This window comes from Nocardia arseniciresistens, from assembly GCF_046764875.1.
GTDB lineage: Bacteria > Actinomycetota > Actinomycetes > Mycobacteriales > Mycobacteriaceae > Nocardia > Nocardia arseniciresistens.
This window is the reverse complement of the sequence record NZ_JBKORD010000007.1, coordinates 120,115-132,378: the sequence shown is the minus strand read 5'-3', so window position 1 is coordinate 132,378 and position 12,264 is coordinate 120,115. Positions and strand designations below refer to the sequence as shown.

The 12,264-nt window shown below is 66.4% G+C and carries 10 protein-coding genes and 1 tRNA gene; 4 read left to right on the top strand and 7 right to left on the bottom strand.

From position 1 onward, the window contains the following. Nucleotides 1-16: 16 nt before the first annotated feature. From bla to ACLMAJ_RS14580, 3 genes are all read left to right on the top strand, one after another. A complete protein-coding gene (gene bla / locus ACLMAJ_RS14590) occupies nt 17-934 on the top strand; it encodes a class A beta-lactamase (protein ID WP_412014198.1) in 918 nt (305 codons plus the stop codon). A gap of 635 nt (nt 935-1,569) precedes the next feature. Further along, nucleotides 1,570-2,796: a cytochrome P450 gene (locus ACLMAJ_RS14585; protein WP_412014197.1), complete on the top strand. Its 1,227-nt coding sequence runs from the start codon at nt 1,570-1,572 to the stop codon at nt 2,794-2,796. Continuing rightward, entirely contained in the window at nt 2,793-3,383 is a 591-nt protein-coding gene (locus tag ACLMAJ_RS14580; protein WP_412014196.1) for a TetR/AcrR family transcriptional regulator, read from the top strand. The genes ACLMAJ_RS14585 and ACLMAJ_RS14580 overlap by 4 nt, the downstream gene beginning before the upstream one ends. 49 nt (nt 3,384-3,432) lie before the next feature. Here the strand turns inward: ACLMAJ_RS14580 and ACLMAJ_RS14575 are convergent, their stop codons facing one another. The 4 genes from ACLMAJ_RS14575 to ACLMAJ_RS14560 form a co-directional block, all read right to left on the bottom strand. Further along, entirely contained in the window at nt 3,433-4,674 is a 1,242-nt protein-coding gene (locus tag ACLMAJ_RS14575) for an FAD-dependent monooxygenase (protein ID WP_412014195.1), read from the bottom strand. Between the two features lie 109 nt (nt 4,675-4,783). Further along, complete coding sequence (gene atzF / locus ACLMAJ_RS14570) at nt 4,784-6,511, bottom strand: allophanate hydrolase (RefSeq protein ID WP_412014194.1); 1,728 nt, start codon at nt 6,509-6,511, stop codon at nt 4,784-4,786. Nucleotides 6,512-6,517: 6 nt separating this feature from the next. Beyond that, a complete protein-coding gene (locus tag ACLMAJ_RS14565) occupies nt 6,518-7,225 on the bottom strand; it encodes a GntR family transcriptional regulator (RefSeq protein ID WP_412014193.1) in 708 nt (235 codons plus the stop codon). A gap of 27 nt (nt 7,226-7,252) precedes the next feature. Beyond that, nucleotides 7,253-8,467, bottom strand: a complete 1,215-nt coding sequence (locus ACLMAJ_RS14560) for an MFS transporter (RefSeq protein ID WP_412014192.1) — start codon at nt 8,465-8,467, stop codon at nt 7,253-7,255. Between the two features lie 82 nt (nt 8,468-8,549). On the opposite strand from ACLMAJ_RS14560, the gene ACLMAJ_RS14555 reads away from it, so the two are divergent. After that, a complete protein-coding gene (locus tag ACLMAJ_RS14555; RefSeq protein WP_412014191.1) occupies nt 8,550-9,308 on the top strand; it encodes a DeoR/GlpR family DNA-binding transcription regulator in 759 nt (252 codons plus the stop codon). Nucleotides 9,309-9,347: 39 nt separating this feature from the next. Here ACLMAJ_RS14555 and ACLMAJ_RS14550 read toward each other — a convergent pair whose 3' ends face one another. The 3 genes from ACLMAJ_RS14550 to ACLMAJ_RS14540 all read right to left on the bottom strand — a co-directional run bounded on the left by ACLMAJ_RS14550 (nt 9,348) and on the right by ACLMAJ_RS14540 (nt 12,231). Next, nucleotides 9,348-9,911, bottom strand: coding sequence for a dihydrofolate reductase family protein (locus ACLMAJ_RS14550; protein WP_412014190.1), 564 nt, complete (start codon nt 9,909-9,911; stop codon nt 9,348-9,350). 333 nt (nt 9,912-10,244) lie between these two features. Beyond that, nucleotides 10,245-10,318: transfer RNA gene (locus tag ACLMAJ_RS14545), tRNA-Pro, on the bottom strand. 59 nt (nt 10,319-10,377) lie between these two features. Then, nucleotides 10,378-12,231, bottom strand: a complete 1,854-nt coding sequence (locus ACLMAJ_RS14540) for a DUF8017 domain-containing protein (protein ID WP_412014189.1) — start codon at nt 12,229-12,231, stop codon at nt 10,378-10,380. Nucleotides 12,232-12,264 lie beyond the last annotated feature (33 nt).

Below are 12,264 nucleotides of genomic sequence, written 5' to 3'. Positions count from 1 at the left end.
CTGACACAGTGAGGTCATGTTTCGGCTGACGCGTAACCATCGGGTAGCACTGACCGCCGTGTCGATGCTCCCGTTGCTGGCCGCCTGCGACACCGATTCGAAGGCGGCACAGGATCTTCCGGGCGCGACGGCGCAGGCTCCGGTGCGCAACGCCGCGCGGATCGCGGACCTGGAGCTGCGCTACGAATCCCAGATCGGCCTATTCGCGGTCGATACCGGCACTGACAAAACCGTGTCGAACAGCAGCAACCAGCGCTTCCCGCTGCTTTCCACCTTCAAAACCCTTGCCGTCGCGGCATTGTTGAAGGCGCATCCGCTCGATACCGGATACTTCGACAGGGTCATCCAATTCACTCCCGCCGATCTCATCGCGAACTCGCCGGTGACAAGCACACGGGTGGCCACTGGAATGTCGGTGGCCGAGCTGTCCGAAGCGGCGATCACCCACAGTGACAACACCGCCGCCAACCTGCTGCTGCGCGAACTCGGCGGCCCCGAGGCGGTCACGGCGTTCCTGCGTACCCTCGGCGACCAGGTGAGCAGGCTGGATCGCTGGGAGCCCGAGCTCAACGCCGCTGTCCCCGGCGACCCGCAGGACACCACAACCCCCGCCGCACTGGCCGCCGACTATCGTGCGTTGGTTCTCGGCGACGCACTCGGCGCGCCGGAGCGCGATCGGTTGATCGCCTGGTTGAAGGCGAATACCACAGGCGAAAAGCGCATACGCGCCGGACTGCCCGCAGGCTGGGCGACCGGCGACAAGACCGGCACCGGAGACTACGGCTGCATGAACGACGTGGCGATCACCTGGCCGGACGGCGGCCGAGCCCCGATCGTGATCGCCATACTGACTCGCAAGGCAACGGTTGACGCTACGGCCGGCGAAGCCGTAATCGCCGACGCCACCGAGCTCGTCACCGAAACCCTGCGCTGATCCACAGCGGGACGCCGATCGCAGCATCACTCGATCATGGTTGCGCAATGCCGGATCCAGTCCATGACGAAACCGTAGCGGAGTCCGCGACCTCGATCGACTGACCCGAGCGTCGAAAGCGGCTACTGCGCTCTACAGCAGGCCCCACCAGTACAGCAAGCAGGCCAGTATCCACACGACCACGGTTTCCATCGCCGCTCCAATCTACTTGGCGCCCTCTTTTCATCATCCCGCGATTCGCGCTCATATGGTGGCAACTCGACCGGTTCCCGGTGATATCGGCGGGTCTACCTGTGCTTTTTCGCGTACAAGATCTTGTTAAGGGTGTGCCAAGCGCCGGGCGGCATTGTTTGTGGAACCGGGCGCGACCTGTCTTCGAGGGGTTGACAGGTCGTGTTCTTGGGAGAAGGCCAGCCGGATCGGTCCGCGAGGGGTGACCGCTCCGGCTGGCTTTTCGATAGAGCCCATGGCACTTCCAGGAGCTGACCGGCGACCCGCCACTGCCGAAGGTAACCATTCGGTGCACGCCGACGATCCCACCCAGGTATGGGTCGGGCCGGTTCACGAGGGGTGACCGGCCCGGCCGCCCCCCGACCGGTGTGGACAAAATTGCTAATCTGTCTTAGCGTCGCTACATGTTGCTTCAAGAGTATCGCGACGCTCCCCGGTTCGAACTCCGCTCGGGCGAGACCTGGAAGTCGCCATGGGGGATGTATGCCGCCCTGCGCGACCAGGATCCGGCGCATCATGTGGTGCCGGAGGCGAAGCCCGAGAACGACTACTGGGTGCTGACCCGGCACGCCGATGTGTATGCGGCGGTGCGGGATACCGAGACCTTCTCCTCCAGCGACGGTTTGACGGTGGAGTACGGGGAGCTGGAGCAGATCGGGCTGACCGACAACCCGCCGCTGGTTATGCAGGATCCGCCGGTGCACACCGAGTTTCGGCGATTGGTCGCGCGCGGATTCACGCCGCGGCAGGTGGTCGACGTCGAGCCGGTGGTGCGCGCGTTCGTCAGGCGACGCCTCGATCTGTTGGCCGAGCATGGTGGCGGCGATATCGTCGAGCAGCTGTTCAAGCCATTGCCGAGCATGGTTGTCGCGCACTATCTCGGGGTGCCCGCCGAGGATCGAGGGCGGTTCGACGGGTGGACCGATGCCGTGGTCGCTGGAAGTATCGACGCACGCAATACCCAGGCGCAGCAGGCTTCGATGGAGATGCTCGGCTACTTCGCCGGACTCGTCGAACGGCGCCGCACCGAACCCGGCGACGACACAGTTTCGCTATTGGTGCAAGCGGGCATGGCCGCCGACGCCGAGGATATGCGTGGCCTCATTCAGATCCTCGCCTACACCTGGACGATGGTCGCGGGCGGCAACGATACGACCACCGGATTACTCGGTGGCGCAGTGCAATTGCTGCAACAGCACCCGGAGCAGCGGTCCGCGCTCGTGGCCGACAAAGACCGCATCGAACTCGCGATCGAAGAACTCGCCCGGCTCACCTCGCCCGTGCAGGGGTTGGCTCGGACAACCACGCGCGATGTGGAATTGCACGGAAAGACGTTGCCGGTTGGACGAAAGGTGTTCCTGCTCTACGGTGCGGCCAACCGCGACGACCGGGCATACGGTGCCGACGCGGAGGAACTGAACATCGACCGAAACCCGCAGCGAATCCTGACCTTCGGCCACGGCCCGCACCACTGCCTCGGCGCCGCGGCCGCGCGGATGCAGGCGAGAGTTGCCTTGGAGGAGCTGCTCGATCGGTTCCCGGACTATCAGGTCGACATCGACGCGGTCGAGTACGCACCCGGCCCTTATGTGCGCAGGCCGACGACCGTCCCGTTCCGGTGCGCGGCATGAACGGGGACTGGCTGGCCGACGGCCGGACGGAACTGGCAACAGCACGCATCCTCGACGCGGTGCGCATGCTGTTCTCGGAGAAGGGCGTCAGCGGCGTCGGAATGGCCGAAGTGGCCGACGCCGCAGGGTGTTCCAGGGCGACGCTCTATCGCTACTTCGACAATCGCCAGACGTTGTATGTGGCCTTCGCGGGCCGGGAGGCGCGGCAATTGGTCGAGCGGGTCTGGCGCGATCGTCCCGACGATGCGGGTACCGACCGTGCCGAGCAACTGCTCGACGGTGTGGCCGCGGTGCTTGCGGAGGTGCGCAAGACACCGCACCTGGCGGTGTGGTTCGAGCCGGCGAACTCCGGAATCGTTGCCCAGCTGTCGAATTCGTCGCACGTGATCGATGCGATCGGTACCGGATTCGTAGCGGGCTACCGGCCGGGTCTGCCCGCGGACGCGGCGCGGATGCTCGGGCAGTGGATGGTACGGGTGATCGTTTCCCTGTTGACCCTGCCCGGCGCGGGGGAGGACGAGGAGCGGGCTATGCTGCGAAACTTCTTGTTGCCGTTCCTGCTCGACGAGCGAACCACGATCGAATGACGATGACCGGCGCCGTGGTGGACGGCGTCGGTCATCGTGTGTCCGGCGATCAGCCGATGGTCTGCACGGCGTAATCGGGCAGGTCGTAGGCGTCGGTCCCGCTGAGCATCTTCATCATCAGCGGCTTCATGATCTTGGCGGTCATCAGCCTGCTGACCAGGTGGCCCGCGCGAATCCCGAAGCGGGACTTCGGCGTCATCGCCTTCAGGCCGCCCGGCGGCAGCTCCTGTGCCGTGGCGACGAACGGGCGGAGCACCTCTTCGTAGCGGCCGAGCGCCCGCGCCGGATCACCTGCGTTCGAGACGATTTCGCCCGCGAGCACGTAGGCGCCGACCAAAGCCATCGCGGTGCCCTGACCGGTGAGCGGCGATCCGCAGTAACCCGCGTCGCCGAGCAGGACGACCCTGCCCTTCGAGTAGGTCGGCATGTCGATCCGCGCCAGCTCGTCGAAGTAGAAGTCACCGGCCGCGGCCATGGCGTCGCTGACCGTGGTCGCGATGCGGCCGCCGCCGGTGAGCCGCTCACGGATCATTTGCTGCTGCGCGGGGATATCGCGGCGCAGCGTCGAATCGGCGTCGGTGCGCATCGTGATGATCGCTTTACAAGTGGACGGGTCATAGTCGGGACGAAGGCCGACACTTGTCGCGCCGACCAGTGAGTTCATCGTGAACCAATTGTCTTCGGTGCCCGCGGGGGTCGGCAGCGTGAAGAACGACATGTAGCCGCCGAGATAGGTCGAGAACTCCTCTTCCGGTCCGAATGCCAGGCGCCTGGTGGCGGAGTGCAACCCGTCCGCGCCGATCAGGATGTCGAAGCGCTCGGTGCCGCCGGATGCGAAGGTGACCTCGACGCCGGTGTCGTCCTGGCTGATCTCGGTAATCCATTCGCCGTACCGGTAGTCCACGCCGCCCGCTTCGGCGAGCGCGTCGAGCAGTACCTGATTGAGGTCTCCGCGAGTGAGCTCGATTTCGGCTACCGCGCCCTTGCCGTCGAACATTTCGGCGGGCATGCGCAGCAGCTCCTTGCCGTCGCTGTCCACCATCACAATGCCGCGCTCGTCGAGCTGGTGCTTGCGGATGCCTGGCATCAGGCCCATCCGCTGCGCCACCTCGCTGCTCGGTCCGCGCAGGTCGACAGCCTGACCGCCAGGGCGTGGCGCGTCGGCACGCTCGACGACGGTGGCCCGGATGCCTGCCCGAAGCAACTGCAGCGCCACGGCATTGCCGCCGATTCCACCGCCGGAAACGAGGACGCGAGGCTGGTCGGTGGGGGTGGCGGAGTTGGCGTTCATGTTCTGGTCCCTTGCTCTGACTCGAATGTCTTAGACATATGTTTAACAGAGCGTTGCACGCTTGTCTAGTACAAATGTTTAAGACAAACGTTCGGGAGTGAATTCAGCCCTAGTTCTGGCGTTGGAGGTAGGCCTTCCAGCTGCCGAACGAGGTGATATCCGTTGCCGCCTCGGCGGCGTCATAGGTGCAGGCGAAGCCGATAACCGAACGCTCATCGGACAATTCGATGCTGGTCAACGCCATCGGTGTGGGCAACGCGGCGAGGAATCGGCCGAGGCCCGCATCCGATACCATGAAGAGCTCGCCGAGGATCGGTGCGCCGAGACCGTCGCCGCGACGGACCAGCCCGGGCTTCGGCGGAACGGTGTCCAGCGCGGTCAGTCGGTAGGCGTCGGTGGTGCGGATCTCCCCGGCGAACCGAGCCCCGATCTCCGTGAGCTGCCAGTGCAGTGGCTGGCCACGCAAATGCGCACCGAACACCGCCAGTTCGGTGCCGCGATCGACCAGAGTCGCAGCGGTGTCCGCGCCGACGATCCGTGCGGCGATATCGACGGCGACCTGATCGGCGAAGGCCGGGACGACGACCATCACCCCGAACGGGAGGCCGTCCACAGTTGGCAGACCGGGCACCGACACTGCCGCCATATCCAGCAGGTTGCAGAAGTTGGTGTAGGTGCCCAGCCGCCGATTGATCGTCAACGGATCCGCCTGCACGGCAGCGATACTCGGGTGCTCGGTGGTCGTCGGCAGCAGCAGCCCGTGGAAATCGGCCAGCAGCGCGGCGGCCGACGCGCGTGTCCTTGCCAACGTCTCGAGATCCTCCGCGAATCCGGGACCGGTTGTCGACCGCGCGGCATCGATGATCGCCGACACCGTTGGATCCGCGCCCGCGGGCGCGGTAGCGAGGAACTTGCCGACCGCCGCATAGCGTTCGGCGACGATCGCGCCGTCGTACAGCAGACGGGCGGCGTCGAGCAACGCGGAAATATCGACTTCTTCCGTGGCGGCACCGGAACCCGTTACGGCGGTGACGGTTCGGTTGAAGGCTTCGCGGTAGGGGGCGCTGAGCGCCGCCAGATCCTCGGCGCGTGGGATGGCGAGGCGCAACGCCTCGGGTGCGGCGAGGTGGACGTCCGAGGGCCAGTTCCTGCTGCGCGGGTCGCGCGGCTCCGGCCCCGCCATCGCGGCCGCGGCAGCGACCGCGCGGTCGAGGTCGGTGGCGAAGACGGTGACGGCGTCGTAGTCGGCGCAAGCCGGGATGACACCGTGTGCCGGGATGACGCCGAGCGTCGCCTTGATACCGACGATTCCGTGCAGCGCAGCGGGTACCCGGCCGGATCCGGCTGTGTCGGTGCCGATTCCGATGTCCACGATGCCCAACGCGACCGCCACCGCCGACCCCGAGCTGGAGCCGCCGGAGATCAACTCCGGGTAGTGCGCATTACGAACGGCGCCGTACGGGCTGCGGGTGCCGACAAGGCCGGTGGCGAACTGGTCCAGGTTGGTCTTGCCGAGCACGATCGCGCCCGCCGCGATCAGCCGCTCTATCGAAGACGCGGTAACTGTTGCGGTGTAGGCGAATTCAGGGCAGGCCGCGGTGGTCGGCAGCCCGGCCACATCGATGTTGTCCTTGACCGCCACCAATATTCCGGCCAGCGGCAGTGACTCACCCTCGGCAAGCCGCTGTTCGACGGCGGCCGCCTCGGCCGCGACGTCGTCTTCCGCGCGCAGCGTGATCCACACCTCTTGCCGATCCACCTCCGCGATCCGCCGAAAGGCGGCGGCAACACGTTCGGTGGGCGATGCCTGCGGTTGTACTCGTATCGAATGCACCATTACCTCCTATTCAGTTGCCAGAGACATCGCGGTGATAGCCCGCGTGACCCGATCGAGCACCACATCGAGGGACCCGCCGACGTGGGTGTGCAGCAAGTGGTATGCGAGCGAAAGATCCTCGGCCAGAACGGCATCCAGGATGCTGAGGTGCTCGGATATGGTGGTTTCGATCCGGTTGTTGACCATGAAGTCGTACATCCGGACGTGTCGGATCCGTGAGTTCACCGCCTTCAACGACCGGACGAGCTCGGCGTTGCCCGCCGCCGTCAGCAAGGTGACATGGAATTCCTCGTCGCGAACCACGAACCCCGGCTCCTGTACCGGTGGATCCGCCCGCAACGCCAGCCAACCGGCGCGTTCCTTCTCGAGCAGCGCGTGGTCGTGGCGCACCACGGAATTATCGATCGCTCGCTGAATTCCCCCCAGCTCCAACGTGAGTCGCAACTCGTACAGGTCGCGAATCAGTGGAATGCTCGGCCGTACCGGTGTAAAGCCGTACTCCTCCCGCTGCAACAACCCATCCGAGCACAGCACTGTCAGCGCTTCCCGAATCGGCGTCCGCGAAATCCCGAACCGCGCCGCCAATTTCGGCTCCGTCAGCCGCTCCCCGAACCTGATGTCCCCATTCATCAACTCGCCACGCAGCGTCGTATAGACCACCTCCCGCAGCGGCCGTCCCGCCGCATCAGCCAGTGTGGCCACCCTTGTCGACATGCGTGTGTACGCTATTGACCTCGCGTTTCAGTGAGATGTCCGCAAGTTAGCAGGGGGTAAGAGTCTCCTCACCGACGTCTCCCGCAACACCCCCGCCGTACACGCGGCGATCACACAGAACGTCACCGGCAGTAGGAACGTGGTGTTCAACGGCATGAAGCGCGTCATCGGCCCAATGACGGCTGGACCGGCCAGTACCCCGAGATAGCCGATCCCGGCGACCCGGGCGACGTTCGCCCCGGCGGCGGCCCGGTCGGTATGCCCTGCCGCGCTGAACAACTGGGGCACGCAACCGGACAGGCCGATCCCCGCAATCGTCCAGCCGACCAGCGCCAGCGGAATCCACGGCGACATCGCCGCCGTCGCAAGCCCGATCCCGGCCACCGCTGCGCCGTAGCGCAGGATCGCCATCGCCCCGAACCGAGCGGACGTCCTGTCCGCGAGGAATCGCCCGACGGTCATCGCGGTGGCGAACGCGCCGTAGGCGAAGGCGGCGGTGGCCGGGGAGGCATCGAGAACGTCCCGCAGGTGCAACGCGCTCCAGTCGTTCGCCACGCCCTCGCAGAGCATGAGCATCAGCGCGAGCGACGCCAGGATCCAAATGCGGCGAGGAGTGCGCACGGGCTCGGTTTCTGTCCCTGCGCCGGGTGCCTGCTCCCGCTCCAGCCGGAGCAGCGGGGGAGCGGCCGCCACCGACACCGCCGACCCGAACGTCGCCGCCAGGCCCAGGGTGAGCGCGGGGCTCCAGCCCAGGCTGAGCGTCAGCGCGCCGATCAGTGTGGCCAGGACACCGCCGATGGAATAGGTCGCATGGAACGCGGACATAACCGGCCGCCCGTATGCCCGTTCCACCTGCACGGCATGCACGTTCATGCTGACGTCCATGGAGCCGTTGCCGCAGCCGACCAGTAGCAGCGCCGCACCCAGCGTCCAGGCGTTCGTGGCCGACCCGGGCAGGATCAGGGACGCGCTGAACAGAGCCGCACTGACCGGGACGACCGTGCGTGCGCCGAACCGGTCGGTCAGCGGGCCGACCACCTGCATTCCCGCGAAGGCCCCTGCTCCGAGCATCAGCAGCAGCCACCCGAGTACGGCGTGGCTGACTCCGGCCCGGTGTTCGATGGCTGGAATGTGCACGATCCACATCCCCATGAGGAAGCCGTTGAGCGCGAAGTAGGCGAAGGTGGCCAGCCGACCGGCCCGGAGGCCCCTGCCCGAGCTTTGGTCCGTGCTTTGATCCATGCGTACGAACATAAACAACAGATTCGATGTTCGAAAGGCCCAAATTCGAACATGGCTGATGTTAGATTGTGGCATGGCGAGTATGTCGAGCGCAGCCCGACTGAGGCAGATCACCGAAGCCGTACGCGAGGCAGGCCAGCTGGGCGTCGCAGACCTCGCGGAGATCACCGGCGCTTCTGAGATGACGGTCCGCCGCGATCTGGAGGTCCTGGCCGACCAAGGCGTCGTGGAACGCTTTCGCGGCGGTGCACGCAATCTATTGCTGCGCGGCGAGGAGCCGCCCTTCGGTCTCCGCGCGACGGAGGGCCTGGAGGCCAAGCGGCGAATCGCAACCGAAGTCGCCGCGCTGATCTCCGACGGTGAGTCCGTCGTCCTGGACAGCGGCACCACATGTCTGGAGGTGGCTCGCGCGCTTACCCACCGGCGGCTTACTGTCATGCCGCTGTCTCTCCACGCGGTGAACGCACTGATCGGGGCTTCGCAGGTGACGCTGCTGGTGCCCGGAGGGCAACCGCGGCCCGCCGAACTCGCCCTGACAGGCCCGCTGACCGAGGCTTCGCTGGCCGCTCTGCGCTTCGACACCGCTGTGCTCGGGTGCTGCGGACTCTCCGCTGGCGAGGGGCTGACGGCCTACGACCTCGGCGACGCCGCGGTGAAGCGGGCGGCCATCGCTTCGGCACGCCGCGTCATCGCTGTCGCCGAAGGCGCGAAGTTCTCGCACACCGCCTTGGCTTTCGCGGCCCCCGCTGCGGCGCTGCACGCCGTCGTCACCGATCGGACCGCTCCGGAGGAAGCGACGGAAGCGCTGGCCGCAGCGGGTGTGACCGTGCGAAAGGTGTGACCTTGTTAGTCGGGCGGAAACGACCCCGCTCGCAACTGTTCAGGCACGCTTCGGCTCGAAGTGCAATGCGATGATCCCGCAGTCGAATGGTGTGGCGGCGACCAGGCTGAGCTGCTGGTTCCTGCCGGGGTTCGCGAAAACGGGCAGTCCAGCGCCGATCGCGGTGGGGTTGACGAACAGGTGCAGTTCATCGATCAGGCCCGCGGCGATCAGGTTCGAGACGAGGGTGCCACCGCCGTAGACGATGATGTCGCCACCCGGTTGGGCCTTGAGCTTGTTGATGATCTCGGCGAGATCGCCGCCCGCGACGACGGTGTTGTCCCACGGTGACTCGGCGAGGCTGTTGGAGATCACGACCTTGGGCGTGTTGTTCATCAGGTCGATGGCCTCCTTGGGCTCGCCGTCCGGCCCGGCCGCCCAATGCGGGATAAAGCCCTCGGCGAGCTTGCGCCCGAGCACGATGGTGTCGATCTGAGCGGTGAGCGCGCCGATGTAGGCGCCGATGTCGTCGGTCCACGGGAACGTCATCCAGTCCATCTCGCCGTTCGGGCCGGACATGTAGCCGTCGACGGTCATCTGGACCTGGAGCTTCAGCTTGCGCATGAGGTTGCTTCCCTTCGATCGAGCGGATCCGTCCGACCCGCTGCCTTCTGTGCCATCAGCTTGGACCAACCGGTTTACGGATTGTTTACGGTTTTCCCGCTCGTCGGGTGCTGCTCGCGGCATTTGGCCGAAGAAACGAGCGAAGTCGATGGTCGGCAGGTGTCCGCACGTGACGGTGATGAAGGTCAGGTGGCGACGATGATGGTCGAGGCGGCGCGAAGATGCTGCCTTCCGCTGCTCGGTCCTCGGTGTTCACTTCGCTGCCCGGCGAACGAGTAGGGCCCCCGATCAGTGATGCTGATCAGGGGCCCCGCTGTCGTCTCAACCAACGAGTCGGGGTGACAGGATTTGAACCTGCGACCTCTTCGTCCCGAACGAAGCGCGCTACCAAGCTGCGCCACACCCCGTTGTTGAACCTGAGGTAGCTTACAACAGCGAAGGACTAGACGTTAAACCAGCAGGTCAATCAGCCCTCGTGTGCGCGGACGCTGGCGAAGATCTGCATGGCGGTCGGGGCGTCGACGGCCTTCGGGATGCCGGTGTCGGCGGCGATCACCATAACGAAGCTGCCGCTCTCGGTGGGCGCAGCGAAAGTGTAGACCGAGTACTCGGTGGCGCAGCCCGGTTTGGCTTGGGGGATGCTGCCTTTTGTCTCGACGAACATGCCCTGCTGGCCGCCGTCGAGTGAGCTCAGCGGCTGACCGCCGCCCGGTGCCCCAGGGGCGCCGTGATACGCGACCTGCGCCGTTTTGGTGCCGACTTCCGTTGCGGCACTTGCCAAATCGGATTCCTTGGAGCCGGTCAGGAACGAGACGGTGCGGGTGGATCCCGGGCAGTAGCTCTTGCCTTCGCTCGCGTACCCCTTGCCGACGACGGCGTTCGGCGGCTCACCGAAACCACCGATGGTGCCCTCGGAGGCGACCGTCCAGTCGGCGGGTACGTCATAGGCCGCGCCGCGATCCGGCGCGACGACCACCTGATAGCCGGGAACGACCGGAGGTTCGTTGCGGGTCCCGGTCCCGCCGGGCGCGGGCTCGGCAGCACTCGGCTTCGGCGACGATGGATGCGCCCCCGCCGTGGTCGTCAACGCGCTCACCATCGAAGGCGACGTGTCCTGCGCGCGGGTGTCGTCCGATCCACGATCGGCGACAACCACCGCGGCCGTCGCACCACCGGCGACCACGATCGCCGCCACCGCCGCGGCGAGCCACGCTTTGCCGTGACCTCCGCCCGCCCGGCCGTTCGGACCGCGACCATGCGGAAACTGCTGACCAGGCTGTCCGCCGAATCCAGGCGGCCGACCATAGCCGCCGTAGGCGGGCTGCGATACGCCGTACTGATTCGCGGAGAACTGCCCGACCGGCGATACCTCGCCGTACTGGACAGGCTGCGCCGGTGCAGGTTGCCATTGGAGTGTGGGCTCGGACTGCGCTGGCCCGCTGGGGTTTGGCTGTTGCTGGAGTGTGGGCTCAGGCTGCCCGGTAGGGCTCGGCTGCCACTGGAGTGTGGGATCTTGTTGCTGCGATCCAGCGGACCACTGTTGGTTCGGTGGTGTCTGTCCGCTCGCACTGGAGTCCCATTGTTGGTTTTGCGGTGCGTGTCCGCTGGGCGCGGGCTGCCACGGAAAAGAGGGCTCGGGTTGTGGTGCGCCCGTGGCCTGCCATGGCTGGTTCGGTGGCGTCTGCTCGCTCGGCTCGGAGCCCCACCGTTGAGTTTCCGGGATCTGTCCGCTGGGCGCGGGGTGCCCCTGGGGAATGGGCTCGAATTGTGCGGACCCGAATGGGCTGGGAGCCGAGTGCTGGTTCGGCGATAGCTCCTCGGCCGAGCTGGAATCCCACTGTTGGTTCTGTGCCGCCCGCGCGTCGGGCGCAGGCTGACGTAGGAGAGTGGGTTCGAACTGCGCCGCCCCGCCAGGAGTCCATTGGTTCGGCGATGACTGCCCGCTAGAGCTGGGCTGCCATTGGGGCGTGGGTCCCGGCGCTTGCCCGATGGGACTCGGCTGCCACTGCAGTGTGGGCTCTGGTTGTGCTTGCCCGCCGGGGCTGGGCTGCCATTGCACTGTGGGCTCCGGCTGTGGCGGCCCAGCGGGCTGCCACTGGTGGTTCGCGGGTGGCTGTTGGCTTGCGCCGGCGTCCCACTGCGGATTCAGCGGCTGCTGCGCGCCAGGCACAGGCTGCCACTGGAAGTTCGGTGCGGGCGTCTGCCCGCCGTTATCGCCCTCGGGTCCGGATTGCTCTGTCCCGTACGGCTGTTGCCGATGCGCCGCACCGGGCTGTCCCATAACCGTCGGGTCGTTGCGCCGGTCGTCGAATCCACTCACAGTCGTCCCCTGCCTGACATGATGTCTCGGCAA

Bases quoted from the DNA above. Each gene is read 5' to 3' on its own strand.
- bla (WP_412014198.1), top strand. From the start codon at position 17: ATGTTTCGGCTGACGCGTAACCATCGGGTAGCACTGACCGCCGTGTCG.
- ACLMAJ_RS14585 (WP_412014197.1), top strand. From the start codon at position 1,570: ATGTTGCTTCAAGAGTATCGCGACGCTCCCCGGTTCGAACTCCGCTCG.
- ACLMAJ_RS14580 (WP_412014196.1), top strand. From the start codon at position 2,793: ATGAACGGGGACTGGCTGGCCGACGGCCGGACGGAACTGGCAACAGCA.
- ACLMAJ_RS14575 (WP_412014195.1), bottom strand. From the start codon at position 4,674: ATGAACGCCAACTCCGCCACCCCCACCGACCAGCCTCGCGTCCTCGTT.
- atzF (WP_412014194.1), bottom strand. From the start codon at position 6,511: ATGGTGCATTCGATACGAGTACAACCGCAGGCATCGCCCACCGAACGT.
- ACLMAJ_RS14565 (WP_412014193.1), bottom strand. From the start codon at position 7,225: ATGTCGACAAGGGTGGCCACACTGGCTGATGCGGCGGGACGGCCGCTG.
- ACLMAJ_RS14560 (WP_412014192.1), bottom strand. From the start codon at position 8,467: ATGGATCAAAGCACGGACCAAAGCTCGGGCAGGGGCCTCCGGGCCGGT.
- ACLMAJ_RS14555 (WP_412014191.1), top strand. From the start codon at position 8,550: ATGTCGAGCGCAGCCCGACTGAGGCAGATCACCGAAGCCGTACGCGAG.
- ACLMAJ_RS14550 (WP_412014190.1), bottom strand. From the start codon at position 9,911: ATGCGCAAGCTGAAGCTCCAGGTCCAGATGACCGTCGACGGCTACATG.